This window comes from Streptomyces sp. Y2F8-2, assembly GCF_014905555.1.
Classification (GTDB): Bacteria; Actinomycetota; Actinomycetes; order Streptomycetales; family Streptomycetaceae; genus Streptomyces; species Streptomyces cynarae.
Genome location: NZ_BNGS01000001.1, coordinates 543813 through 570325 on the forward strand (window position 1 = coordinate 543813; position 26513 = coordinate 570325).

The 26513-nt window shown below is 70.9% G+C and carries 16 protein-coding genes and 1 pseudogene; 9 read left to right on the plus strand and 8 right to left on the minus strand.

Going from position 1 to position 26513, the window contains the following annotated elements:
• The first annotated feature begins 109 nt into the window (after window positions 1–109).
• Window positions 110–2281, plus strand: coding sequence for a molybdopterin oxidoreductase family protein (locus SY2F82_RS02500; protein WP_200417245.1), 2172 nt, complete (start codon window positions 110–112; stop codon window positions 2279–2281).
• Here the strand turns inward: SY2F82_RS02500 and SY2F82_RS02505 are convergent.
• A complete protein-coding gene (locus tag SY2F82_RS02505) occupies window positions 2229–3170 on the minus strand; it encodes an intradiol ring-cleavage dioxygenase (RefSeq protein WP_236041055.1) in 942 nt (313 codons plus the stop codon). The two genes, SY2F82_RS02500 and SY2F82_RS02505, sit on opposite strands and share 53 nt — an antisense overlap.
• A 223-nt stretch (window positions 3171–3393) precedes the next feature.
• Between SY2F82_RS02505 and SY2F82_RS39645 the strand changes: the two genes are divergently transcribed.
• From SY2F82_RS39645 to SY2F82_RS39470, 3 genes and pseudogenes are all read left to right on the plus strand, one after another.
• Window positions 3394–3663 (plus strand): hypothetical protein, encoded by a 270-nt coding sequence (locus SY2F82_RS39645; protein ID WP_308437739.1) that lies wholly within the window; start codon window positions 3394–3396, stop codon window positions 3661–3663.
• Window positions 3660–4298, plus strand: coding sequence for a hypothetical protein (locus SY2F82_RS02510; RefSeq protein WP_308437740.1), 639 nt, complete (start codon window positions 3660–3662; stop codon window positions 4296–4298). The genes SY2F82_RS39645 and SY2F82_RS02510 overlap by 4 nt, the downstream gene beginning before the upstream one ends.
• Window positions 4299–4354: 56 nt before the next feature.
• A pseudogene (locus SY2F82_RS39470) lies at window positions 4355–4478 on the plus strand (DALR anticodon-binding domain-containing protein); the annotation flags it as partial.
• Window positions 4479–4577: 99 nt separating this feature from the next.
• Here the strand turns inward: SY2F82_RS39470 and SY2F82_RS02515 are convergent.
• Window positions 4578–4901: a hypothetical protein gene (locus SY2F82_RS02515; protein ID WP_200417825.1), complete on the minus strand. Its 324-nt coding sequence runs from the start codon at window positions 4899–4901 to the stop codon at window positions 4578–4580.
• Window positions 4902–4995: 94 nt separating this feature from the next.
• Window positions 4996–12744 (minus strand): ricin-type beta-trefoil lectin domain protein, encoded by a 7749-nt coding sequence (locus SY2F82_RS02520; protein WP_236041165.1) that lies wholly within the window; start codon window positions 12742–12744, stop codon window positions 4996–4998.
• A gap of 575 nt (window positions 12745–13319) precedes the next feature.
• On the opposite strand from SY2F82_RS02520, the gene SY2F82_RS02525 reads away from it, so the two are divergent.
• On the plus strand, window positions 13320–16490 hold the full coding sequence (locus SY2F82_RS02525) for a DNRLRE domain-containing protein (RefSeq protein WP_200417247.1): 3171 nt from the start codon (window positions 13320–13322) through the stop codon (window positions 16488–16490).
• A 48-nt stretch (window positions 16491–16538) separates the two neighbouring features.
• On the opposite strand, the gene SY2F82_RS02530 is transcribed toward SY2F82_RS02525, so the two are convergent.
• On the minus strand, window positions 16539–16967 hold the full coding sequence (locus tag SY2F82_RS02530) for a gamma-glutamylcyclotransferase family protein (protein ID WP_200417248.1): 429 nt from the start codon (window positions 16965–16967) through the stop codon (window positions 16539–16541).
• 142 nt (window positions 16968–17109) lie between these two features.
• Here SY2F82_RS02530 and SY2F82_RS02535 point away from each other — a divergent pair, with 142 nt between their 5' ends.
• From SY2F82_RS02535 to SY2F82_RS02550, 4 genes are all read left to right on the plus strand, one after another.
• Window positions 17110–18762, plus strand: coding sequence for a M4 family metallopeptidase (locus SY2F82_RS02535; protein WP_200417249.1), 1653 nt, complete (start codon window positions 17110–17112; stop codon window positions 18760–18762).
• Window positions 18763–18838: 76 nt separating this feature from the next.
• Entirely contained in the window at window positions 18839–19768 is a 930-nt protein-coding gene (locus tag SY2F82_RS02540) for an aminoglycoside phosphotransferase family protein (RefSeq protein ID WP_200417250.1), read from the plus strand.
• 263 nt (window positions 19769–20031) lie between these two features.
• Window positions 20032–20556, plus strand: coding sequence for a hypothetical protein (locus tag SY2F82_RS02545; RefSeq protein ID WP_200417251.1), 525 nt, complete (start codon window positions 20032–20034; stop codon window positions 20554–20556).
• Window positions 20557–20670: 114 nt separating this feature from the next.
• Complete coding sequence (locus tag SY2F82_RS02550; RefSeq protein WP_200417252.1) at window positions 20671–21291, plus strand: class F sortase; 621 nt, start codon at window positions 20671–20673, stop codon at window positions 21289–21291.
• 34 nt (window positions 21292–21325) lie between these two features.
• Here SY2F82_RS02550 and SY2F82_RS02555 read toward each other — a convergent pair whose 3' ends face one another.
• The 4 genes from SY2F82_RS02555 to SY2F82_RS02570 all read right to left on the minus strand — a co-directional run bounded on the left by SY2F82_RS02555 (window position 21326) and on the right by SY2F82_RS02570 (window position 26431).
• Window positions 21326–22108: a TSUP family transporter gene (locus SY2F82_RS02555; RefSeq protein ID WP_200417253.1), complete on the minus strand. Its 783-nt coding sequence runs from the start codon at window positions 22106–22108 to the stop codon at window positions 21326–21328.
• Window positions 22109–22263: 155 nt separating this feature from the next.
• Window positions 22264–22617, minus strand: a complete 354-nt coding sequence (nirD, locus tag SY2F82_RS02560) for a nitrite reductase small subunit NirD (protein WP_200417254.1) — start codon at window positions 22615–22617, stop codon at window positions 22264–22266.
• Window positions 22614–25214: a nitrite reductase large subunit NirB gene (gene nirB / locus SY2F82_RS02565; RefSeq protein WP_200417255.1), complete on the minus strand. Its 2601-nt coding sequence runs from the start codon at window positions 25212–25214 to the stop codon at window positions 22614–22616. Before nirB ends, nirD begins: the two co-directional genes overlap by 4 nt.
• Window positions 25214–26431: an NAD(P)/FAD-dependent oxidoreductase gene (locus tag SY2F82_RS02570; RefSeq protein WP_200417256.1), complete on the minus strand. Its 1218-nt coding sequence runs from the start codon at window positions 26429–26431 to the stop codon at window positions 25214–25216. The genes nirB and SY2F82_RS02570 overlap by 1 nt, the downstream gene beginning before the upstream one ends.
• Window positions 26432–26513: the final 82 nt, after the last annotated feature.

Here is a 26513-nt window from a genome sequence, read left to right on the forward strand (position 1 = left end):
CCGGGGCCGCGGACCTCACGCCGCCCCGGGGCCGGCGGGGAGGTCCTGGTCCCGGCCGTGTAACCGGCAGCGCCCCGCCGCGTAACACGGCCGACGCACGCTGAGCGGCATGCAGACCACCTCGACGCCCACACACTGCCCGTACTGCGCCCTGCAGTGCGGGATGAACCTCAATCCCACGCCCGAGGGGGGCGTCGAGGTGGCCGAGCGTGCCGACTTCCCGGTGAACCGGGGCGCGCTGTGCGGCAAGGGCCGTACGGCGCCCGAGGTGCTGTCGTCACGGGTGCGGCTGACGTCGCCGCTGGTCCGGTCCGGGGGCGAGCTCAGGCCTGCCACCTGGGAGGAGGCGCTGGACCGTATCGCCGGGGCGTTCTCGCGCGCGCGGGCGGAGCACGGGCCGGACGCGCTCGGCGTGTTCGGCGGGGGCGGGCTGACGAACGAGAAGGCGTACACGCTCGGGAAGTTCGCGCGAGTGGTGCTCGGCACCTCGCAGATCGACTACAACGGGCGGTTCTGCATGTCGTCCGCGGCGGCCGCGGGGACGAAGGCGTTCGGGCTCGACCGGGGGCTGCCGTTCCCGCTGGAGGACATCCCGAAGACCGGGTGTGTGATCCTCGTCGGCTCCAACCTCGCCGAGACGATGCCACCGGCGCTGCGGTATCTGACGGAGCTCAAGGAGAACGGCGGCACGCTGATCGTCGTCGACCCGCGGCGGACGCGGACGGCCGAGCAGGCGGATCTGCACCTGGCGCCGCGCCCGGGCACGGACCTCGCGCTGGCGCTCGGCCTGCTGCACCTGGTGGTCGCCGAGGGGCGCACGGACGAGGCGTACATCCGGGAGCGCACCAGCGGCTGGGAGGAGGCGCGGGCGGCGGCGATGGCGCACTGGCCGGAGTACGTGGAGCGGATCACGGGGGTGTCCGTTCCGCAGCTCCGGGAGGCCGTACGGCTGTTCTGTGCGCCGGAGAACGCGATGGTGCTGACCGCGCGCGGGCCCGAGCAGCAGTCCAAGGGCACGGACACGGTGAGCGCGTGGATCAACCTGTGCCTGGCCACCGGGCGCGCCGGTCGCCCCCTGTCCGGCTACGGATGTCTGACCGGGCAGGGCAACGGGCAGGGCGGCCGGGAGCACGGCCAGAAGGCCGACCAGCTGCCTGGCTACCGCAAGCTGACCGACCCGGCGGCACGCCGGCACGTGGCGGAGGTGTGGGGCGTGGACCCGGACTCGCTGCCGGGCCCGGGCCGCAGTGCCTACGAACTCCTCGACGCCCTCGGCACGGACATCCGCACGCTGCTGCTGATGGGCTCCAACCCGGTGGTGTCGGCACCCCGCGCCGCGCACATCGAGGACCGGCTGCGCTCGCTGGACTTCCTCGCCGTCTGCGACGTGGTCCTGTCGGAGACGGCGGAGCTGGCGGACGTGGTGCTGCCGGTCACGCAGTGGGCGGAGGAGACGGGCACGACGACCAACCTGGAGGGCCGGGTCCTGCTGCGCCGCCGCGCGCTGACCCCGCCGCCCGGGGTGCGCAGCGACCTGGAGGTCATGCACGAACTCGCCGCCCGCCTGGGCGTGGAGAAAGGCTTTCCCACGGACCCGGAGGAGGTCTTCGAGGAACTGCGCCGAGCCAGCGCGGGCGGTCCGGCGGACTACTCCGGGATCACCTACCGCAGGCTGGCGGAGGAGAACGGGGTGTTCTGGCCGTGCCCGGTGCCGGCCGCCGACTCGCAGAAAGGCGAGGACGCCTCCCTCGACGTGCTCCCCGACGACCCGGCGGACCCCTCGGGCGAACGGGCGCCCGGCGTCCACCCCGGCACCCCCCGCCTCTTCCTCGACCGTTTCGCCACCGAGGACGGACGGGCCCGGTTCGCCGCCGTCTCCTACCGGGCGGTCGCCGAGGAACCCGACGACGCGTACCCGGTGCTGCTGACCACCGGCCGCGTGGTGGCGCAGTACCAGTCGGGGGCGCAGACCCGGCGTGTCGCGGAGCTGAACGCCGCCGCGCCCGGGCCGTTCGTGGAGATGCACCCACGGCTGGCGGAGCGGCTCGGCGCGGCGGAGGGGGACGCGGTCGCGGTGGTGTCGCGGCGGGGACGGGCCGTCGCGCCCGCGCGGATCAGCCGTGCCATCCGGCCCGACACCGTGTTCATGCCGTTCCACTGGCCGGGCGAGGGCCGCGCCAACACGCTGACCAACCCCGCCCTCGACCCCACCTCGCGCATGCCCGAGTTCAAGGTGTGCGCGGTACGGCTGGAGCGCTTGGGCCAGGGCTCCGCGGAGTGAGGTCGGAGGTGGGCGTACGGGACGCGCTCGCCGCACTGTCCGGCGGTGGCGTGCCGTCGGCCGACGCGCTGCCCGGAAGGGGGGAGGTGGGCGCGCCGCCCTCTGCGGTGTTCTCCCGGGTCGGGTCGACGCCGACGGTCAGCGTCGCGACGAAGCCCGTCTCGGCGTCCCCGGTGACCGTCATCAGCCCGTCCCTGGCGCCGCCACCACGGTAGACCGGGTCGTGCGCGAGCCGGGTACGGGTGCCCGTGTGCTGGGTGTACGGGGCCTTCGCGTACACCGCGTCGGCGTCGCCGTCGGGGAAGAAGAGCTGCCCGGTCCAGTTGACCCTGCCGCCCTTGTAGGTGCCGGCGGTCTTCTTGCCTCCGGTGTGCACCTTGACGTTGAGGTGCGGGGCGCGCCCCGTGTACCAGCCGGGGAAGATCGTCACGAACTCGACGACGCCGTCGGCGCCGGTGGTCTGGAAGCCGCGCAGGTACGTCGTGGGGGCGATGCCGCTGACGTGGCTCTCGGCGGGTGCCGTGCCGCCCGGGCGGACGGCGGGGAAGCCGGAGTGGTAGCCCCAGGCGTCGCACTGCCAGATCTCGACGGCCGCGTCCTTCAGGAGGGCGCAGACATGGGGCTCGTCGCGCACGGTGAGCCGTACGGTGAGCGGGACCCCTTCCTTGCCCTCGGTGATGTCCCTGCGGAAGGGCGCGTCGGCCAGGTGGTACGGCCCTTGCGTGACGCTCGGGTTGAGCACGCACAGCTGCGCGCCGGGTGCCTCGTGGGCGTCCGGCGCGTGCCGGTGGGAGGACGAGCAGGCGCCGGTCCCCAGTCCCAGGACGGCACCCACGGCGGCACCGCCCAGCCTGAGCGCACGCCGCCGGGTGAAGTCGCTATCGGTCATGGCCGGGACCCTAGGTGGCGCGACACGACGGTGAGCGGGGGCGCACGGGGCGGTCGCCCACACGAGGGACGCACGCAGGTGAGTCAGGGGGGCTGGAGAAGCGAGCGGGGCAAGGCCGTGCGGTAACTGATCACGGTCGCCTGACCGTTTTTCCGTTCCTCGAAAGAGTGAACGCTCCTCCATCGCCCGGCAGCCGTGTCTGCGCTTCGCCAAGGCTGTGCGTATGGTCACCGCCACCCATGAGACCTCCCACCGGATCTTCCAGGACCATCCGGAAGTCCTCGCTCCAGTCTTCAAGGCACTGGGACTGCCGCCGCCCTTGAAGGCGGACATCGAAGCGATCACCCCCGACGCGACGGAGATCAAACCGTTGGAGCGCCGTGTGGACACGGTGCTGAAGGTCGAGCCGTCCGACGGTGACGGCTTTCTGCTCGCCATCGAGGCCCAGACAAGACGGGCTCCCGACAAGGGGACCAACGGGTCTATTACGTGAGCTACCTGTACGCCAAGTTCGAACTGCTGGTGCTGCTGGTCGCCGTCTGTCGCAACCGCTCCACCGCGACGTGGGCGGCCGGGCCGTTCGAGTGCCGAGTCGGCCCCTGGAAGACCCAGGTCACCCGTCCCTTCGTCCTCGGACCGGACACCATCGCGCGGATCACCGACGAGTCGGAGGTGGCGCGGCAGCCGGCGCTGGCGACGCTCAGTGTCATCGTGCACAGCGAAAGCGAGGACATCGCGCCCATACTGGAACTGCTGGCCCGCGGAATGCGGTCGTTCGACAAAGCCACGGCCAAGTACTGGTCGGAACTCGTGGAAATCGGCCTGGAGGACACTCCGACCCGTGAGACGTGGAGGGAGCTGGAGAAGATGGTCGTCACCTACTTCCCGGGCAGGGGCACGGTCTTCGAGGAGGCCTACCTGGACGGCGCGGCCAAGGGCCAGGCCAAGGGCGTTCTGCGCGTCCTGGAAGTGCGTGGGCTCCCGGTCTCCGACGCCGTACGCGAACGCATCACCACCTGCACCGACCTTGCCCGCCTCGACGATTGGCTCGACCGGGCCGGTACGGTCGAACGGGCGGAGGATCTGTTCGACGAGAACCCGGAGGCTCCCGAGCCGAGCCCTTGTTGACCGGCTCGGAGTGGGTACCGCCGAGTTGGTCTGCCATGCCGCCTGGGGAGGCAGACGACAAGTGCCCGGTCCTCAAGGTGGATACCCCGGCCCAGAACCGCCTGTTCCTGTGCGAGGTCACGGCGAAGATCCTCCACCAGGGCATGGCCCTGCTGGGTCCGGTCGCCCGAGCGTCGCTGACCGATTGCCAACGTCGACGGCCCAGCCCGAACCTCCTGGTTCGGGCTGGGCCGTCTGCGTTGGAGCCCGGAACAAGCGCCCGGCACCCCTACGGTTCGGTCACGAACTCTGCGGATCGGGCCAGGATTCCAGCTGCTCGACAATGGCCTCGAGGGACGCCTGGAACTGCGAATCCGGGATCGAGCCCTGCGCGTACCGCTCCCACAGGTCCGGAAGCTGTTCCACAGTCATCCCGAATTCGATGACGAGGTCGGCGAGGCGCAGCGGATCGACCGAGACCTTCCCTTCAGTGATCATCCACCGTTGCGCCGCGGCATACGCCGTGATGCCCCGGCCGGCGAGGGCGACCGTGTCCCAGCCGAGGCGGTCGCTGCTCGCCATCCTGATCAGAGCCTCGTAATATTCCGAGTTTCTCAGACTCACCGTGGTGCCGCCTCTTTGATCGCGCGCATGCAGGTAGAAAACAGTCGGGCTCCCGCACGGCACAGCGGCCGCACGGGGAGCCCGACTCAGACTGTCAGTCCTCGCGGAAGGCGGAGGGCAGGCCTCTCTTGGCCCACACCGCCATGCGAGTTCCGGTCTCGGGTATGTCCGTCACACCTCCCGCCCGCAGGACATCGCAGACATGCGTCAGACAACTGTTGGTCAGGAAGTCGTACGGCCCCTGCTCCGTTCCGATCCTGCTCGCCTGGAAGGACCGCGCGGCGTCGGCGTTCGGAAGACGGAAGGAGAACGTCATCGTACCGGTCCCGCCGTTGTAGTTCCTGATCGGCGTCTCGGTGTGCCCCACGTTCGGCATCAACTCGGAGTGCGTGATGTCTCCCTGCGCGTCCATCACCTCGACGGTGAAGTGAACGTTGGTGCCGTCAGCGGTGTGCGCGTGAACCAGGGCCGTTCCCTCGTCGCCCGTCGGACACGAGTCGTTGTGGACGAGCAGCGACGTCCCGCCGGCCAGCACGTAGTACGTGTGGACATCACCGACGGTGAGGTTGTGGACGGTCGATCCGAGCGCCGTCCAGCGCTCCACCGCGGTGACCTGGACGTACGTTCCCGCACTGGTCTGCAGCCACTCGCCGGACTTCAGGTTGGTGGCCTTGATCCACGCGTGCAGCTCCGGGACCCAGAAGGGGTGGGCATCGGTCGCGGTGACCTCGGCCGTCTTGGTGCCCTTCTTGCCGTCGACGTCGATCGTGACCTTGACCAGGTGCTTCAGGCCCCGGCCCGTGATCTCGGCCGTGACCGTCTCGATCCGGGTCTCGCCGGTCTTCGGGTCCGTGGCGACGACCTTGTCACCGGTCTTGACCTTCTCGATCCGCTTGGTCGAGCCGTCGGCCATGAGGACCTTCGTGCCCGGCGTGAAGCTGTTACACCCGGGACCGCCGCCCTCGGCCTTGCCCGAGCCGCCGCTGCCGCTGGATCCTCCCTTGCTCTTGGCGGAGCCGCCGGACTTGCCGCCCGGATGGGAGTCGCCGCCGCCCTTGCCGCCGCCTCCGTGGGAGTGCGAGGAGACCTTCGGGGCCGCCTCGGCCGCGGCGTGCTTCTGGCGTGGGTTGCCGGTTTTCTTGGCGAGGTCGAGGGCCTTGTCGGCGGTGCGTTTGGCTTCTTCCGCCGCCTTCTTCCTCGCCCGTTGCGCCGCGAGCTTCTTCGCTCGCTCGATCGCCAGCTTCTTCGCCCGTAGCGCCGCCCTCTCGGCCGCCTTCGCCGCCTTCAGGACCAGCTCCGCCGCCTTCTTGGCCGCGCGGAAGGACTCGACCGCCTTGATGGTGCGCTTGACGGCCTTCATCACCGCCGGGATCTTGCCGAGCTTCCCCCACGGGATGGCGTCGAGCACGATGCCCATGCAGGACCACATGTCGCCGCCGAAGCAGGCGATGGCGTCGTTGATGCCGATGAAGTCCTTCAGCGTCTCCCACGCCACGGCGAGGATCACCGAGGTGAGGGACTTGCCCTGCATCGCCTGCGCCTGCGCGACCTGCGCCGCGGACAGACCCGCGCCCGCGAGGGCCGCGGCCCGCTCGGAGGCGGTCAGGGCGATGGACTCGCCCGTCGGGTCGGCGTACGTCACCGGGTTGTTGTGCGCGTAGGCGTACCCGTTGGACTGCAGGACGTCGTTCAGGTCCAGCAGGGGGTCGGCGGACAGGAAACGGCCCACCACCGGGTCGTACAGCCGCGCGCCCAGCCCGACGAAGCCCGAGGCGTTGTCGTCGGTGGCACCGAGGAACCCGGTGTGCGCCTGCCGGCTGACCCCGATGGTGTCGGTGCCGCGCTGGTTGCCGAACGGGTCCTGCTTGCGGATGCGGACCGACATCCCGCCGTCGAGGGCGACCTCGGCGTACGGGCTGCCCTGGTGGTCACCGGTGATCGCGACCAGGCGCTCACTCCCGGTGCCGTTGGCGTAGCGCATGACCGCGCCGCCGGGGGCGTCGTAGGTGCGCTGGGTGTGGACCAGGACGCCGCCCTTCTGGACGGTGACCTCGGCCTCGCCCAGGCTGAGCGTGGCCTGCTTGCCCTTGATGGTCAGCAGCTGCTCGCCGCCGGGGCCGTAGATGTAACGGGTGTCGTTCTGCGGCGCCCACAGCTGCTCGGCCTTCGTGCCGTCGCAGGTGGCGAGCACGACCGGGGTCGAGTTCGCCGAGTTGGCGCCCTGGACCGCCAGGCACAGGCCCGAGGCCACGTGGGTCAGCTGGCCGGAGGCGTTGCGCTTGAGCTCCTGACCGGCCGAGCCGTCGCACTTCTGCAACTGGACGGCCGACCCGGCGGTGTTGCCGGCGGGCTGGACGCACCACTTGTCGTAGACGTTCAGCGTGCCCTGGTCGGGGTTGGTCCCGCCCGGGGTGGGGCTGAAGCGCCAGTTCTGCGCGATCGAGGCGTTGCACTGGTACAGCTGGATCGCCGTACCCGCGACCGCCGCACCGCCCTTGAGGTCCAGGCACTTGTCGGCGAGGCCCACGTACGGGGTCCTGCCGGCGGTGCCCTGACCGGTGATGCGGTCGATCTTGCCGTCGTAGGTCCAGCTCAGCGACTGCTTGTCACCGTTCTGGACGGACGTGATCGTCTTGGTCTCGCCGGTGAGCTCGTACAGCCGCTCCGCCTCGGCCTTGACCTGCGCGCCGGCCGGCGTGGTGTAGGTCTTCGACACCTTGGTCAGCGTGTGCGGCTGGGTGCCGTCGGCCTTGCCGTAGGCGTAGGTGGTCGTGGCGTCCTTGGCGGTGGTGCCGGTGAGGTCCTTCTCGGTCAGCTTGGTGCGGTTGCCGAGCAGGTCGTACTCGTACTCCTGCCAGTAGCCGGAGTTGTCCTTCCCGGCCGCCACGTTCAGCGAGCCGTCGGCGTTCTTCGGGCCGGCGCAGGCGGTCTCGGGCTTGGAGGTCAGGTCCTTCGCCGTCCACGCCGTCTTCAGCTCACCCAGCGGGTTGTACGCGAAGCACTGCCGCTCCTCGATGCCGGTGGCCGACTCCGAGACGGAGGTGACGTTGCCGGCCGGGTCGTAGGTGTACGACCGCTTCGAGACGAGGTTGCCGGGGAGCAGGGAGGTGTCGCCGCCGTTGGTGGCGCCCTTCTCCCGGTAGACCTGCTGGTCCTTCAGCTCACCACTGGACTCGTCGTAGGTGTTCTGCGTCCACACCCGGTAGGGCTGGGCGCCGAGCGTGGAGCGCAGCACCTGGCCGTAGGGGTCGTAGACCGTCTCGGAGCCGTACCAGTCCTTGCCGGAGATGGAGAGCGGCTTGCCGTCCTTGTTGTAGCGGACGACCAGCTTCTCGGAGGCGAGCTTGCCGATCTTCGGCAGCGTGGACTCCTCCAGCATGCCGTTGTCGCTGTACTTGTAGGAGTACGTGTACGACTGGTCCAGGCCCCAGGCGGAGGCCACCGTGAGCGGCAGGTTCAGCGTGGTCGAGGTCGGCTGGTAGTCCTTGGTGTAGCCGTCGACCTTCTGCGTGTACGCCTCACCGTCGGTGTAGCGGGTGGCGGTGGCCGGCATGCCCTTGCCACCGGGCGCCGTGTCATAACCGAACTGCGCCAGGAGGGTGCCGCCCGAGTCGTTCAGGCGCTGCTCGGTCGGCCGCGACAGCTGGTCGTAGCCGTTCCAGATGGTGATGTTACGGGCGTTCGTCGTGGTGAGAACGCGGTCGTGGTTGTCGTACGTCGTCCGCGTGGTGCCCGTGTCCGGGTCGGTAGCGGTCTCGGTGCGGCCGCGGTGGTCGTACGTCCACGTCCACGGGTGGGCGGTGTCGGCGGAGTTGGTCGCCTTCGCCAGCCGGCCGAGGGCGTCGTAGTCGTACTTCATCGACGTGAAGCCGCCGGGCGCGTCCGGGTTGAAGGTGTCGACCCGGGAGGTGCGGCCGAGGGCGTCGGTGAAGACGCGGTAGTCGGAGGCGCCGGTCGGGTTGTCGACCTTCGACCAGTCCAGGCCGTACTGGTACTTGGTGGCCCGCTCGGGGACCTCCCGCGAGCTGACCGTGCCGGTCTGCGGGTCCGCGACCTTGAGGACCGGGGTCTCCTGCAGCACGCGGCCGGAACCGTCGTAGGTGTAGCGCGTGATGTTGGGGACCTGCGTGTCGGCGTCCGGGGTGAACAGCTCGCCCGGCGTGGCCTCGTAGGTCAGGTAGGCGTTGTTGGTCTGCCAGACCTCACCGGAGCTGTTGTACAGCGTGTCGGTGATCAGCCAGCCGCCGCCGTCCGCCTGCTCCTGCTGCTGCCGCTCCCGCCCGAGCCCGTCGTAGAGGGTGACGGAGGTCTCGACGCGGTCGTTGTAGCCGCGGGTGTAGGTGGTGACGTACGCCGGCTTGCGGTCGGGGTTGGCCGGATCGTACGTGGGGACCGTGTAGACGGCCCGGAAGTCCGGCACGGCCGTGTCGGAGGGGGCGCGGTCGGCGGCCCATGCCTTCTCGAGGCGGCCCAGCGGGTCGAATTCGGCCTGCGTGACGTGGCCGTTGGCGTCGGTCGTCTTCGTGGTGGTGCCCCGGCCCGGCTCGATCTCCCGGGTCTCGGAGTGGCCGACCGCGTTGGTCTCGGTCACCTTGAAGACCTGGCCGGTGGACGGCTCGTAGGTGATCAGGCCCGAGGTCTTGTGGTCCTGGTCCGTGGTGCGGGTGACACGGCCGACGGCGTCGAACTCGGTGGTGCCGTCGGACTGCCAGCCGGTGCCGGCCCCGTTGACGGACCAGGTCTCGGACGCCTCGCCCTTGGTGGTGTCGTCGAGCGCGGCGCCGTAGCCCTGCCCGTCGTAGGCGGTGCGCAGGCCGCTGCTGAGCGTGCTGAGGTCGCTGAAGTCCGCCGCCGCGCAGGTGGTCGGGGAGACCAGGACCTGCCGGGTCAGACCGATCAGGTTCTTGGCGGTGTTGTGGACGTACTCCGACTTGGTGCACGACTCGTCGCCGGAACGGCCGGTGTCGCCGAGGGACTCCACCAGTACGGGCAGACCGTAGGTCGACTCGTAGGTGGTGTGCGTCTTGACGATCCGCAGGGGCCGGTTGTCGTCGGTGTTCGTGGTGGAGGACTTGGTGTACGCGATCTCGTCCGGCTCGGTCACGCGCCAGGCGCGCAGCGGGTCCAGGCCGTCGTCACGGTCGCGGTGGGCCAGCTCGGTGGCCTCCGGGACGGTGACGGAGCGGGAGACCCACGCCGTGTCGGGGTCGTCGGCATTGTCGTAGTCGAGTTCTTCGGCGATCCGGCCCGCGAACGGCTCGCGGTCCTTGGCGATCTCGTTGCCCTCGATGTCCTTCACCGACACGGTGTCGCCCATGCCGCGGAAGAACCGGGTGACGGCCTTGGACCGCTTGGAGCCGATGGACGCGTCGTCGGCTCCGGTGATCACCGTGGTCTGCTCGAAACCCGCGAACTGGGAGTAGGTGCGCGTGGACTTCTTGGTGAACTCGGCGTCGGCGAGCTTCCAGCCCGGGTTCTTGTACTGGTAGGCGGTCTTCGTGGCGAACGCGCCGTCGACGTTGGGGAGTTCCTCGATGGAGTCCACGACGTACTTGTGGAACCAGTCGATGTCCTCGACCTCGGGGTCGGGGTTCCAGAACGCCGGGTAGCACAGGCGCGTGTTGGACTTCAGCGCCGCGGTGTCGCTCTTGCCGGGCAGGTTGGTGCCGGTCGCGCAGTCGCCCTCGGGCTTCTTGTAGGTGACGACGGTCTCGCCGCCGTACTCGTTGATGACGCGGGCGACACGCAGCCGGGAGAAGCCGGGGCGCGCGTCGCCCGGGCGCATCACCCGGTTGGGCATGTCCTCGGCGTTGGACTCGAAGCGCACCGCGTTCATGGTGACGCTGCGGTCCGTGGTGCCGTTGCGGCCGAAGCCGGTGCGCTGGATCGACTCCAGCCACAGCGCGGTGTTCGGGCCGGTCTTCAGGACGGGGAAGCTGTGCTTGAGGTTGTACTGGTCCACCACCTGGCGTGCGGTGGTGTCGGTGCGGCGCTGCGCGGAGGTCTGGATCTGCACCAGACGCTTGCGGCTCCAGAACGACGGACCCGCGTTCCAGCACTTGCGTGTGTAGGTGGAGGTGACCTGCTTGCAGTTCAGGTCGGCCGGGGTGTCGTACCAGATGCGGTACTTGCCCGGGTCCTTGTCCTCGAAGTTGGCGTCCGAGCAGGTCAGCGTGTCTTCGGGCAGGCAGCGCTCGTCCACCTTGAAGGTCACGCGGGCCGGGGCGGTCGCGGAGAACAGGGTGTCCTTGCGCTGGCCGTAGTCGATGTGGTCGAGCCAGCCGTCACGGTCGTAGACGACCGGCGCCTTGAAGTTGAAGTTGCGGGCGTAGTAGTTCTGCGCCTTCTTCCACCACAGGGACATGGCGTTGCCGTGGATGTCCTCGACGTAGTCGAGGTTCCAGCGCCAGCCCTGCGTGCAGGCGGAGCCGACCCAGTCGCCGGCCTTGTAGCAGTCCTCGCCCTCGTGGTTGCCGTACACCGGCACGGTCAGCACCGAGTCGGTGGTCGACTGGCCGTCGGACCAGCCGGGCAGCTTGTTCAGGCCGAAGTAGTAGCGGGTGCCGTCCCTGGTGGTGACGACCCAGTACTCGCCGTTGCGGGCGCCGTTGCCGTTGCCGGAGTCGGTGAGCCGCTCGATCTTCGAGCCGTCACCGTTGGCGGTGAACCACTTGCCCTGGTCCTTGTCCCAGACCAGTTCGGTGGTCATGCCGCCCAGCGACAGCGTGGCGTTCATCGAACCCCAGCACAGGTCCGCGGTGCGGTGCGTGGCGTTGTTCGAGCCGGACTTCTTGGAGTCCTGACGGCAGTTGACGTAGGTCCGGGTGATCGAGCCCGGGTTGTAGTCCCAGCCGTCACCGATCCAGGAGGCCTGGTTGTTGGTGGCGGAGGTGCGGCCGTCGACCGACTGCGAGGAGTAGCCCAGCGAGATCTTCGGCATCGGGCCGCCGGCGGTCTGCGGCACCTGCACGTCGTAGGAGTACGTGAACGCGCCGGAGGAGGATCCGGCCGACCAGGACCCCGAGGACAGCACCGGGGTGGCGGTGAAGTCGCCGGAGGCCGAGGCGCCCGTGTCCATCGCGCCGATGACCTGCGGACCGGAGGCGTCCACCGCCGGGAGCACGTCACCGCTGCGGTACGACGCCGTCCGGGCACTGGACTTGACGGTGCCCGCGTTGCCGCCGAGCAGGTTCGACACCGGCACTGAGCCGGTGAGGATGGTGCGCGTGCCGGTCTTCTTCGCGGCCCTGGTCCGGGTGGGCGCCTTGGCTGCGGGGACCACCTTGATCGAACTGCGCAGCCGCTGAGGCTGCTTGTCGTTCTTGCCCGACATGGTGGTCACACCGCTGTCGATGGCGCAGTCACCGGCGTCGGGCGCGTCCATGACGCAGTTGGGCAGCAGGACCAGCCCGAAGCGCTCGGCTGCTCGCTGGCCGTACAGGTCCTTGAAGCCGGAGGTGTCCACGTCGATCGTGACCTGCGCGGCCGGGTCGGCGTCGGCCGGCGGCGTGACCTTCATGATCATGCCGGCGACGTTCGCGTCCTGGGACGCGGTCGGCGCGGCCAGGTCGACCTTCCAGTCACCGTCGATCGCGGCCGGGTCGGTGCCCGCGGGCACGCCGACGGCGATCGGCAGGTCGCCGACCGGGACCGTGCTGCCGGGCGCGGTGCCGGCCTGCAAGGTGGCGACACCGCTGTCCTGCGCCCATGGTGTGACCGCGGTCGGGACGTAGGGGTCGGCGGGCACCTCGGGCGCGGTGGTGAGGTTCTTCTCGGCTTCCTTGTCCTGCGGAATCGCCGTGGACTTCGGCAGGTCGGGGAGCTTGACCTCCTCCCGGGCCATGCCGGGGCCGGGTATCGCCCACGCCTCCGTGCCGAGACTGCTCACCAACAAGGCCGTGGACAACAAAAGGACGGTCGCCGCGCGGCTTTGCCGGCGGCGCCGTCGTTGTGACTCCGTCATCGCTGGGCGTGCCCGCCCCAGCCACAACGGTGGACTTTGAGCGCGCATACGCGTCGACCCCACCAAGGCATGCAAAGAAAAACGACAGATGGAATCCGCACCTTCTGTCATGACCCCCACAGGTTTCAAGATCGGTCCGCAAAGGTTCCCGGACGCGATGTGATCTGCGTCATGGCGCCAGACCTGACGAGTGATCACCTTCGTGGACAAGTCGGCAAGACCGCGGCAACCCGCCCCTATGACCGCACATCAGGTGATCAAAAGCCGCACTTGAGGCACCGTCAAAGCGGAGTCAAGCCCGCCTCATTCGTTCGTCACAACTTCATAAACTCTTCATATGTGGACCTGACGTGACGTTCGTGTGATCGTGTGCGCGACTCTGCCCCGCGGCCCGCCGACCGGGGCCGTTCGTGCTGTCCGTATCCGCCTGGTCCACACGGGAGTAGACCGCCGCCGTGTCCGCGCCGCCTCGTTTTCTCAGCCCCTTCGTGCGCACGCGCACCAGGCTGGCTGTCACCCTCGGCCTCGTCCTGGCCGCTCTGACCGCCGCACTGTTGCCCTGGTGGCAACCCGACGACGCCTCACCACCCCAGGCGGCCGAGGCCACCCGCGCCCGGCAGGCCGCCACCGGCCCGCGCGACGAGGCCGACGCCCAGGCCGAGGCCCGCCGCACCCACAAGCCGGTCCTCGTCGAGACGGCCACCACGGCCACGTCCCAGACGTGGGCCCAGCCGGACGGCCAGTTGCGCACCAGCATCACGGCCACGCCGGCCCGGGCGAAGACCGCCACGGGCCAGTGGGCGCCGATCGACAACCACCTGCGGCGGGTGAAGAACGCCCCGCGCGGCCTCGGCATCCAGCCGGTCAACCCCGCGCGGCCCGTCCGCTTCTCCAGCGGCAGCAAGGACACCCACGCCGACCGCTCCTTCGTCCGTGCGCCTTTGACGGGCCGCCGGGAAACCGTGCTGGCCGAGGTCGACATCGACGGCCACACCGTCGCCTACACCTGGCCCGGCACCCTGCCCGAGCCGGTGCTCGACGGCCCGCGCGCCCTGTACTCCGAGGTGCTGCCCGGCGTCGACCTGCTGCTGGTCGCCCGCGCCGAGGGCGGCTTCGCCCAGCTGCTGATCGTCAAGACCAAGGAGGCCGCGCAGTCCCCGGCGCTGGCCACCGTGGCCTACGGCCTGCGCTCCAAGACGGCCGTCTTCCACCACGACGCCGGCAGCGGCCGCATCCTGGTCCAGGACCGCTCCGGCAAGGAAATCGGCTCCATCCCCACCCCGTTCGCCTGGGACTCCGCCGGCCGCGACCCCGAGCTCGACGAGGGCAGGGGCACCCCGCGCACCTCGGTCGACACCCCCACCGACGTGCTGAAGCTGTCCGGCCTGAGCGGCATCGAGCCCGGCGCGCACAGCGCCCCCATGCCGGTCGAGCTCGACGGCGACGGCACCGGCACCGCCCGCCTCGACCTGCACGCCGCGCAGGCCGGGCTGTTCACGAACGCCGACGTGAAGTTCCCGGTGTTCGTCGACCCGACCATGAACGGCGGCTGGCTCGCCTGGACCGTCGCCTACAAGCCGTACCCGAACTCGAGCTTCTGGGACGGCACCAACTTCTCCTCCGGCACCTCCGACGCCCGCGTCGGCTTCGAGAACGAGACCGGCGGCACCGCCCGCTCCTTCTGGCGGATGAAGTTCGACACCAGCATCGAGGGCGCGGACGTCTCCAAGGCCACCTTCAAGGTGCTCAACAACCACTCCTGGTCGTGCACCACCCGTGACTTCCAGTTCTGGCTGACCGGGGCCATCTCGTCGGGCACCACCTGGAACAAGCAGCCGAGCTGGTCCACGCAGCTGGACCACCACTCCTTCGCGCACGGCTGGTCCTCCAGCTCCTGCCCCGACGACTACGAGGCGTTCCCGGTGACGGCCGGCGCGCAGAAGGCCGCCGAGGGCGGCTGGTCGAACATCACCTTCGGCATGCGCGCGAGCAGCGAGTCGGACGTGCAGACGTGGCGCAAGTTCCAGGCGACCAGCGCCACCCTCGAGGTCGTCTACAACCGGCCGCCCTCCGAGCCCACCGGTGGCAAGACCACGCCGGGCGGTACCTGCTCCGTCGGCGGCTCGGGCGTGACCGTCGGCAAGACCAACATCGTGCTGTCGGCCAACGCCAAGGATGCCGACGGCAACCTCAGCAAGCTGCGCTTCCGCTTCTGGAAGACCGGCGGCACGGTCCCGTCCGGCTGGCTGGTCACTCCCAACTCCAGCGGAACCGCCACCTACACCGTGCCCGCCACGTTCCCGCTGGAGGACAAGACCACCTACTCGTGGGACGTGCGCGCGGAGGACTCCGGCGGCCTGACCTCCTCGTACTTCCCTCCCGGCACCGACCCGTGCCGGCTCAACATCGACGCCAGCGCCCCGCCGCAGCCCACCGTCGACAGCGACAACTTCCCCGCGGCCACGCCCGACGGGCAGACCTGGTCCACGGTCAAGTTCGGCGACCATGGGGCGGTGACCTTCACCTCCGAGGGCGCGACGAAGTTCCGCTGGTCCTTCGAGGGCAACAACCCGGTCTACGTGAACGCCACCAACGGCACCGCGACCGTCGACCCGATGTTCCCCGCGCACGCCGGGCCGAACACGCTCCAGGTGTACGCCTACGACGCCGCCGGCAACGCCAGCCAGCGCACCGACTACACCTTCTACGTGCCGCCGCGGGACACCGCCGACGGCCCCATGGACACCGGCGGTGACGCCAAGCCGGATCTGCTGATCGTCGACGCCAACGGCAACCTGCGCAACTGCGTCGGCGGCGACGACGGCGACCTGTACAACTGCCTGGTCGGGTCCTACGACAGCACCAAGCCGAAGGACCAGCAGGCCGACCCACAGGGCCACTGGTTCGACCCGGCCACCGGCAAGGCCGCCCTGATCACGCACTACCAGGACGCCTACCCCGGCGACGGCTCCACCGACCTGTTCGCAGCCACCCCCGACGGGCACTTCTACCTCTACCCCGGCGACGGCTACGGCAGCTACGACGTCTCCCAGCGCCTGGAGGTCCGCCTCCCGTCGAACGCCCCCGCGCCCTCGACGTGGACCCAGATCAAGGCCGTCGGCGACATCACCGGCGACAAGCTGCCCGACCTGGTGCTGCGGGCCGGCACCGCCTTCTGGACCCTGTCCGGCTACACCGGTGCCACCTTCCAGACCGCGACCTTGATGGAGGGCACCGCCTGGGCCCGCCGGGAGATCGTCAACGTCACCGACATCAGCGGCGACAACACGCCCGACCTGCTGTGGCGCAACCTGGACAACGGCAACATGTACGACCGCCAGGGCAAGCCGGGTGCCGTCACCGGCAGCGTCGACCTCGAGTCGCTGAAGCTGGCCGCCAACTCGCTGACCGGGAAGGACGAGTCCTACGGCACCGGCTGGGACGAGGCCGGCGTGCCGACGGCCATCGGCATCCCGGACGTCAACCAGGACGGCATCCCCGACATCTGGGCCCGCTTCGCCTCCGACGGCTACACGCGGATCTACCACCCGTCGCGGACGAACACCAACGCTGCGGTGAGGGTCGTCCTGTCGGTGAACTGGAACACGATCAAGGCCTTCGGCTGACGGTCGGCTCCGTTACCTCGCGTGAGCCCCGGCACCCTGTGCCGGGGCTCACCCCGTTTCCCGAGTCCGCCGGCTCAGCCAGTCCCCGCTCTCGATCAGCCTGCCCCGCCGCCGCAGGCGGGTCGCGACGGCGGGGGCGGCCAGGTACACCCAGGCCCGTACGGTCCTGCCGTCCGCGGCGGTCACCTCCCGCTGCACCCGCTCGTAGAGGCTGCGCGGATCACCCGGCACGTATTCCTCCAGGCGGTCCAGCAGGACGAGGAGACCGTCGTACGCCTCGGGCCGGGCGGTGACGATCTCGCCCGTGACCGTGCCGCCGTCCGCGTCCGCCACCGCGTAGGGGTAGCCGGGCCCTTCGTACAGCACCGCACCCGGCAGCAGGCCCGGCTCCTCGGAGCCGGTGCGGCCGTGCAGGAAGAGGGCGTGGTTGTGCTCGCCCGGGCGCAGCGTCCCGTAGACGAAGAACGGCAGTCTCACAGAACCGATTCTTCCCCCTCACACATCTCCCCGGCTGCTCCATGGACATGACATGCCCTGGACCCTTCAATCGGAGGGACGCCAGGGGGTTCCCCGCCCCTGCCCTCCCCACGCGCCCCCGGGCGCCTTCCCTAGGAGACCGATGAGCCGGATACGGCCTGCCCGAGGTTCCCGTCTCACCGCGGCCGGCACCGCCGCGACCGCCGCCGCCCTGCTGGCCGCCGCACTCGCCCCGGCCCCCGCCGCCGAGGCGGCCGCCAGACCCAGCCGGTCCACCGTGATCCGCGACGCCGCGGCGGTGCTGGTGCGCGAGGCCGCCCGCCTGGGCCTGACACCGGCGCAGGGCACGAACGTACGGGACGTCGTCGTGGACCCGGACGGCAGCCGGCATGTGCGTTATGACCGGACCTTTCGTCAGCTGCCCGTCGTCGGCGGCGACTTCGTGCTCCACCTGGCGCCCGACGGGTCGTACCGCAGCGCCGACCGGGCCACCAGGCGCGACATCTCCCTGCCGACCATCACCCCGGCCGTGAAGGCCCCCAAGGCCGCCGACCTCGCCACCGCCGCGCTGCGCGCCGCGAACGCCGGGGAGTTGCTCAAGCACCTGACCGCCAGGCCGCAGCTCGTCGTCGACGCGCTGCACGGCGCGCCCCGGCTGGCCTGGCGCACCGAGGTCACCGGGCAGGACACGCTCGGCAACCCGGTCGCGCGCACCGTGGTCACGGACGCCGGCACCGGGCGGCAGATCGACGCCTGGGACAGCATCGAGACGGCGACCGGTGACGGCAAGTCCCTCTACAGCGGGACGGTTCCGCTTGAGACGACGCAGTCCGGGTCGGCGTACCAGCTCAAGGACCCCACGCGGGGCGGCACGTACACGGGCGACGCCGAGAACAAGACCGACCTGTGCTTCCTCACCACCATCTGCGTCAGCCGCGCCCCCGCCACCCTCTTCACCGACTCCGACAACCACTGGGGTTCGGGCACGGTGTCGGACCGCTCCTCCGCGGCGGTGGACGCGCAGTACGGCACCGACGTGACCTGGGACTACTACAAGAACGTGCACGGCCGCAGCGGCATCGCGGGCGACGGCAAGGGCTCCTACAACCGCGTCCACTACGGCACGAACTACAACAACGCCTTCTGGGACGACAACTGCTTCTGCATGACGTACGGCGACGGTGACGGCACGGCGCTCGGGCCGCTGGTGGCGCTGGACGTGGCCGGGCACGAGATGACGCACGGCGTGACGTCCAAGACGGCGGCGCTGGCGTACTCCGGGGAGTCGGGCGGGCTGAACGAGGCCACCTCCGACATCTTCGGAACGCTGGTGGAGTGGTACGCGAACAACGCCTCCGACCCCGGTGACTACCTGATCGGCGAGAAGATCGTCCGCTCGGGCTTCGGCAAGTCGGCGCTGCGCTACATGGACAAGCCGTCCAAGGACGTCAACTCGGCCGACTGCTGGAGCAGTTCGGTGGGCAACCTGGACGTGCACTACTCGTCCGGCGTCGCGAACCACTTCGCGTACCTGCTCGCGGAGGGCAGCGGCGCCAAGACCCTCAACGGCGTCGCCTACGACTCCCCCACCTGCAACGGCTCCACGGTGACGGGCATCGGCCGGGACAAGCTCGGCAAGATCTGGTACCGGGCGCTCACCGTCTACATGACGTCCTCCACGAACTACGCGGGCGCCCGCACGGCGACGCTGAACGCGGCGAAGGACCTCTACGGGGCGGGGAGCACGGAGTACAACGCCGTGGCGGCGGCCTGGAGCGCCGTGAACGTCGGCTGAGGGAAATACGGTGGCGGGCCGGGTGCCGCCCTGCCTACGCTGCGGCACCCGACCGCCGTACTTCCGCTGGAGACCGATGCCCGCCGCGAAGATGCACGCCGACGAACTGGACGTGGACACCGCGCTGGTGCGCCGGCTGGTCGCCGGGCAGTTCCCTCGGTGGGCCGGGCTGCCGGTCACCGAGGTGCCGTCGGCCGGGACGGACAACGCCATGTACCGGCTGGGCGACGACATGGTCGTACGGCTGCCCCGGCGGCCCGGCGGGGCGCGGCAGGTGGACAAGGAGCAGCGCTGGCTGCCGCTGCTGGCCCCGCATCTGCCGCTGACCGTCCCGGTGCCGCTCGGCAGGGGCGCCCCGGCACCCGGGTACGCGCATCCGTGGTCGGTGCTGCGCTGGCTGGACGGCGGGAACGCGTACGACGACCCGATCACCGAACTCGGCGACGCAGCCGTGGAGTTGGGTCGTTTCGTGGTGGCCTTGCGGCGGGTCGACGCGAGCGGCGGCCCGATGTCCTGGCGGGGCGGCCCGGTGGCGGCGAACGACGCGTACGTCCGTGCGGCCATCCGCGACCTGGGCGCGGACGGCACGGTGGACGCCGCCGCGGCGACGGCACTGTGGGAGGAGGTCGTCCGGCTCCCGCAGTGGGAGGGCGATCCGGTCTGGCTGCACGGGGACCTGCTGCCCGGGAACCTGCTCACGACCGCGGGCCGGCTCACCGCGGTGATCGACTTCGGGGGCCTGGGCGTGGGCGACCCGGCGGCCGACACCCTGGCCGCGTGGGCGGTCTTCACCCACGGCACCCGAGACCGGTTCCGCGAGGCGGCCGCCGTGGACGACGCGACCTGGGCCCGGGGCCGGGGTTGGGCCCTGTGCTTCGGCCTGATGGCGGAGCACTACTACCGGGAGACCAATCCTGTCCTGGCGGCGGTGGGGCACCGGGCGGTGACCGAGGCGCTGGCGGACCGGGGCTTCCTGGCGGCGCAGCGGACGGCATCCGGCGCCTGACGACCGGTCACCCGTTCACCAGTGCCTGTTCACCACCCCCGTTCACCCTGGGGTGTTCTTCCCTCACTCGCCGCCCCCGCGCCGCTGACCTGCCAAAACGTCGCCGCCGACGACTTCGGCGGGCACCCGTTCACCGCATTCCTGACACACCGTCAGCGAGCGGCCGCGCTCCGCTGCCCTTTTCCTCGACAGTGCGAGGACACGACCGACACAGCGGCACGCCGGTGAGGCCGCGGGCCGTGTCCCGCCCGAGGAGCACCACGATGCGACGTACGGCCCGCTCGCTGACCGGCACCGCGCTCGCCCTGGCCGCCGCGGGACTCGCCGCCGCGCCCGCGTACGGCGGTGAGACCGGGAGGCTGGAGGTCTTCCCCTCCATGGCCGTGCCCGGGAGCGTGGTCACCGTCAACACGGCGGCGTGCGGCGCGGACGGCTCCGCGGCGGGCGACGCCACCGCGGTCGGCGGCGGCACGTTCACGCTCGCGCCCAGCACGCACGAGCAGGACGTGATCGGCCGGTTCCGGGTGCCGCCCAGCGCGCAGCCGGGGACGTACGAGATCGTCGCCACGTGCTCCGGAGGCCGGCGGGCCAGGGTGACCGGCGACCTGACGGTCACCCTCAGCGCGGCCAAGGATCAGACGCGTCCGCGAGGAAGCGTGAAGACGGGGGTCGGCGGTGCACTCGGCCCCGACCCCGTGCGGACCGCGGCCGGTGTGACGGCGCTCGCCGTCGCCGCCGCGGGCGGTACCTGGCTCCTGCATCGCCGAATGAGAGGCGACGGGATCTGACGGACACCTCCGCTGTCCGTCGCCGGTACCGCCGTCCCCGTCCCCCTCCGGGTCCGACTGCCCCTCGCGGCCCGGAGGGGGTCCGGGGCCCCGCCTTCCCGGAAGGAGCTTCGTGTGCACAAGGTCGGTAACGCCGCGATAGCGTCCGTCACGGCGGTCTCCCTCTGCTCCGGCGCCTGGCTGCTGCACAGCGCCTACCGGAGCGACGCTCCCCCTCAACCCTCGGCCGCCCAGGGCGCCGTGGAGCCGGACCGTGAGGGCTCCGCCGCGCCCGCGCTGCCGCCCTCCCCGCCCGACCGCATCCGCATACCCTCGATCCACGTGGACGCCCCGCTGATGGGCCTGAGGCTGACCAGCGCGGGCAGCCTGGACGTCCCGCCCGCCGACGACAAGAACCTCGCCGGCTGGTACGAGGCCGGCACCATGCCCGGCGAGACCGGCACCGCGATCGTCGCCGGGCACGTCGACAACACCCGGGGCCCGGCGGTCTTCTACGACCTGGGCGCCCTGAGCAAGGGCAGCACGATCGAGATCGGCCGCCGCGACGGCTCGACCGCCCTGTTCACCGTGGACGCGGTCGAGGTCTACGCCGCGCGGAACTTCCCCGACGACAAGGTGTACGGCGCGGCGGGGCGCCCCGAGCTACGGGTGATCACCTGCGGCGGCGGCTACTCGAAGACAACGGGCTACCAGGGCAACGTGGTCGTCTTCGCCCACCTGACGGGCAGCCGCTGAACCGCCCGGGACGGCTGCGGCACCCACCGCTCGCTCAGGCCGGCCACTGCTCGTACGCCAGGTTCGCGACCAGGGCGAACACCACCGTCAGCAGCACGATCCGCACGAACCCGCTGCCCCGCTTCAGTGCCGTCCGCGCCCCGATCATGCCGCCGGCCAGGTTGAAGCCGGCCATCAGCACCGCCAGCTGCCAGAACACCGTGCCCTTCCACCCGAACGTGGCGAGCGCGCCCGCGTTGGTGCAGCAGTTGACGATCTTCGCGGTGGCGGAGGCGGTCACCAGGTCCAGGTGCAGCACCGCGGTGAGCGCCAGGACGAGGAAGGTGCCGGTGCCGGGGCCGATGAGGCCGTCGTAGAAGCCGATGCCGAGGCCCGCGAGCCCGATCGCGGCGAGCACCCGGCGTGCGGAGACCGGCCCGGTGGAGGGGGCGGTGCCGAAGGCGGGGCGCAGGATCACGAAGGCGCCGACGCCGAGCAGCACCACCATGACGACCGGCTTGAGGACGTCGGTGCTCAGCCCGGCGGCCACGAACGCCCCGGCCGTGGACCCGGCGAGCGCCGCGAGCCCGATCCGTACGGCCGTGCCCACGTCGACCGGTGTCCGGCGCGCGTACGTCACGGCCGCCCCCGTCGTCCCGACGATCGCGACGGCCTTGTTGGTGCCGAGCGCGTACGACGCCGGGGTGCCGGCGGGCAGCCCCAGCAGCAGTACGGGAAGCAGCAGCAGCCCGCCACCTCCGACCACGGCGTCGATCCAGCCGGCCGCGAGCGCGGCGAGGCACAGGGCGGCCACCAAGGTCAGCGAAATGTCGGGCATGATCGTGACCCTAGGGACGGGATCGGTGGCCCGTCCATCCATATGAGGGTCTTCTGAGGTTGCACGAGGGTCTTCCGAGGGTTGCCGACGGCCCCGCAGCCGGGCCTGTGACCGGCCCGGCGGCGGACTTAAGGGAGGGGTCCTCGGCGCCGTCCTCAGGCGGCCCGCACCTCGTACGCCGCCACCCGGACCGTCTCGTCGTCCAGGCACTGGCCGGTCTCCAGGTCGAAGCGCTGCTTGAGCAGCGGCGAGGCGACGAAGGGGCGGCCCTGGTGGGTGCCGGTCAGCCCCCGGGAGAGGACCGCGGCGCCGCCGAAGGGGTCCCGGTTGTCGATGCCGTACAGCCGGCCAGAGCGGTCCCGGAAGAGCGCAACCTGGCGGCCGTCCGGCAGCAGTGCCGCCACGCCGCGGCCCGGGGTCAGCGTGCTCATGTCGCAGACGGGGAACCAGGTGTCCTCGTCGATCCGGAGCTCGATCTTCAGGTCGGTGGTCTCGAGTGCCAGGGTCATCGCTGGGCGCTTCCTTCCAGGGGTCGCGTGCCGATGGTGAGCAGCGGCAGGTCGGGCTTGATCTGGTCGCGCTCGGGGACGAAGCCGACGACCGGGTCGGGGGTGTCCGGCGCGTTGACGAAGGACACGAACCGGGCGAGCTTCTCGGGGTCGTTGATGGTCTCGGCCCACTCGTCGCGGTAGTTCGCGACGTGCGCGGCCATCAGGGCCTCCAGCTCGTCGCAGATGCCGAGCGAGTCGTGGACGACCACGTCGCGCACGTGGTCCAGGCCGCCGGGGATCCGCTCCAGCCACACGCTGGTGCGTTCCAGGCGGTCGGCGGTACGGATGTAGAACATCAGGAACCGGTCGATGAGGCGGATCAGCTCCGCGTCGGACAGGTCCTGGGCGAGGAGGTCCGCGTGGCGCGGGGTGGCGCCGCCGTTGCCGCCGACGTAGAGGTTCCAGCCGCCCGCGGTGGCGATCACGCCGAAGTCCTTCGACTGGGCCTCGGCGCACTCGCGGGCGCACCCGGAGACGGCCGACTTCAGCTTGTGCGGGGAGCGCAGGCCCCGGTAGCGCAGCTCCAGGTCGATCGCCATGCGGACGGAGTCCTGGACGCCGTAGCGGCACCAGGTGGAGCCCACGCAGGACTTCACGGTGCGCAGCGCCTTGCCGTAGGCGTGGCCGGACTCGAAGCCGGCGTCGACCAGCCGGGCCCAGATCAGCGGGAGCTGCTCGACGCGCGCGCCGAACAGGTCGATCCGCTGACCGCCGGTGATCTTCGTGTAGAGGCCGAAGTCCCGGGCGATCTCGCCGATCACGATCAGCTTCTCCGGGGTGATCTCACCGCCGGGGATGCGCGGCACGACCGAGTAGGAGCCGTTCTTCTGCAGGTTGGCCAGGAAGTGGTCGTTGCTGTCCTGCAGCGCGGCCTGCTCGCCGTCCAGGACGTAACCGCTCGCGCCGATCGTCGGGGCGAGCGAGGCGATGATCGAGGCGACGGCCGGCTTGCAGGTCTCGCAGCCGTCGCCGCCGCGGGCGCCCTCGCGGCCGTAGCGGTCGAGCAGGTCCTGGTAGGAGTTGATGCGCAGGGCGAGGACGATCTCGTACAGCTCCTCGCGGGTCTGCGAGAAGCAGCCGCACAGGCCCTTGTCGACCTCGACGCCGCTCGCCTCGAGCTCGGCGTCGACCAGCTGGCCCAGCACCTTGACACAGCTTCCGCACGTCGTGCCGGCCTTGGTGCACTTCTTCACCTCGGGCACGGTGGTGCACTTGTGCTCGGTGACCGCGCCGCGGATCGTGCCCTTGGTGACGTTGTTGCAGGAGCAGATGATCGCGTCGTCCGGCAGCGCGGTCGGGCCGAGCTGGGCGGACTCCCCGGCGCCGGCGGGCAGCACCAGCGACTCGGGCGAGACGGGCGGGATGGAACCGGTGAAGGCCTTCAGCGTGCCGTACGCCTCCGCGTCGCCGACCAGGATGCCGCCGAGCAGCGTGCCGTCGCGGCCGATGACCAGCTTCTTGTACAGACCCGAGCGCGAGTCGGAGTAGACGACGTCGAGGCAGTCCTCGGTGGTGCCGTGCGCGTCGCCGAAGGAGGCCACGTCGACGCCGAGCAGCTTCAGCTTGGTGGACAGGTCGGCGCCGGTGAACGTCAACTGGTCGGTCTCGTGGGCGGCGATCGTCGCGGCCGCCGTCTCGGCCTGCTCGTAACCGGGCGCGACCAGGCCGTACACCCGGCCGTCCGCCGCGAGCGCGCACTCGCCGATCGCGAACACGTGCGGGTCGGTGACCGTGCGGCACTGCTCGTCGACGGTGATACCGCCGCGCTCGCCCACCGTCAGACCGCAGTCACGGGCCAGCTGGTCACGGGGGCGGACACCGGCCGAGAACACCACCATGTCGGTGGCGAGTTCGGAGCCGTCGGAGAGCTTCATGCCGGTGACGGAGCCGTCCTCACCGACGACGATCTCCTGGGTGCCCGTGCCGGTGTGCACGCTCAGGCCCATGTCCTCGATGGTGCGCAGCAGCGCGGCGCCGCCGCCCTCGTCGACCTGCACGGGCATCAGACGCGGCGCGAACTCCACGATGTGCGTGTTCAGGCCGAGGCCCTTGAGCGCGCCGGCCGCTTCGAGACCGAGCAGACCGCCGCCGACCACCGCGCCCGTGGTCGCCTTCGTCTTGGCGTACTCCTCGATGGCCAGCAGATCCTCGATGGTGCGGTAGACGAAACAGCCCTCGGCGTCCTTGCCGGGGACCGGCGGGACGAAGGGGTAGGAGCCGGTGGCGAGGACGAGCGTGTCGTACGCGACCGTCAGCCCGGAGCGGGCGGTGACCGTCCTCGCCTCCCGGTCGATGGTCTCGGCCGGGTCGCCGATGTGCAGCTCGATGCCGTGCGTGGCGATGAACTCCATGTCGGTCATGGACAGCTCGTCGGGCGTGGTGCCCGAGAAGTACGAGGTGAGCTGCACGCGGTCGTAGGCGGGGCGAGGCTCCTCGCACAGCACGACCACCCGGTGCGTGGCGGTCAGGCCGCGCTCGGCGAGCGCTTCGAGGAAGCGCTGGCCGACCATGCCATGGCCGACGAGCACGATCGTGGGGGTGGTGTCCGTGGACATCAGGAGCCTCCATCGTTGGTGAGCAGGTGGAGCAGCGGGGCACCGTCCGTGGGGAGCGGCTCTGCTCCCTCCCAGGCGCGGGCGAGCGCGCCGACGGTGCCGAGTTCGCCGACGAGTACGCCGCCGACCAGGCGGTCGTCGCGGACGACGACCTTCCGGTAGGTGCCGCGGGTGGCGTCGGTGAGCTGAACGACGTCGTCGCCGGGGCGGGGTTCGGTCTCGCCGAAGGCGGCGAGGTCGAGGAAGTCGTGCCCGGCGAGGGTGAGCCGGGTCAGGGAGCGGGTGCCGGTGTAGCGGGAGTTCGGGTCTCCGGCCAGCGACTCCGCCAGCGCCTCGGCCTGTTCGAGAGCCGGGGTGGCGAGCCCGTACACCGTGCCGTCGTGCTGGGCGCAGTCGCCGATGGCCCGGATGTGCGGGTCGGAGGTGCGCAGTTCGTCGTCGACGAGGATGCCCTTGTGGACGGCGAGGCCCGCGTCCTGGGCGAGGCCCACCCGGGGGTGGACGCCGCAGGCCAGGATGACGAGGTCGGTGTCGAGGGCGTAGCCGTCGGCCATCTCCACGGTGCGGACGGCGCCGCCGAGGGTGCGCACGCCGCGCACCCGGGTCTCGGTGTGGACCTCGACGCCGAGGCCGGTGAGGTGGCGGCGCACCAGCTTGGACGCCGACGGGTCGAGCTGGCGTTCCATCAGGCGCTCGGCCTGCTGGGCCAGGACGACCTGGGCGCCGCGGGCGGCGAGCGCGCGGGCGGCGGAGACGCCGAGGAGCCCGCCGCCGATGACGACGGCGCGCGCACCCGGGCGGACAGCCTTGGCGAGGCCCAGGCAGTCGTCCATGGTGCGGAACGCGTGGACGCCCTCGGGCAGCTCGGGCCGGTCGGGGGTGAGCAGACCGCGCAGGGGCGGCAGGACGGGGTTCGAACCGGTGGCGAGGACGAGCGTGTCGTATGCGATCACCGCACCGTCCGAGCAGTGGATCTCGCGGGCCGCCCGGTCGATCCGGGTGACCCGGGCGCGGACGAGGCGCTCGGGGGCCGGGAGGGAGATCACCTCGGGCGCGTAGCGGCCGGCCAGCACGTCGGCGAGCAGCACACGGTTGTACGGGGGGTGCTCCTCCTCGCCGACGACCAGGGCGGGCACACCTAGCTCGCCGAGCCGCCGGGCGAGTCGGACGCCCGCGAGCCCGGCGCCGATCACCACCACACGCGTATTCGAGGTCATGTGTCGAGCGTGCGGTGCCGACGTTACCCGGCCGCATCACGACTGTTTCCCACGGGGAACGCTGCCCTCAGCAGGGGCGGGG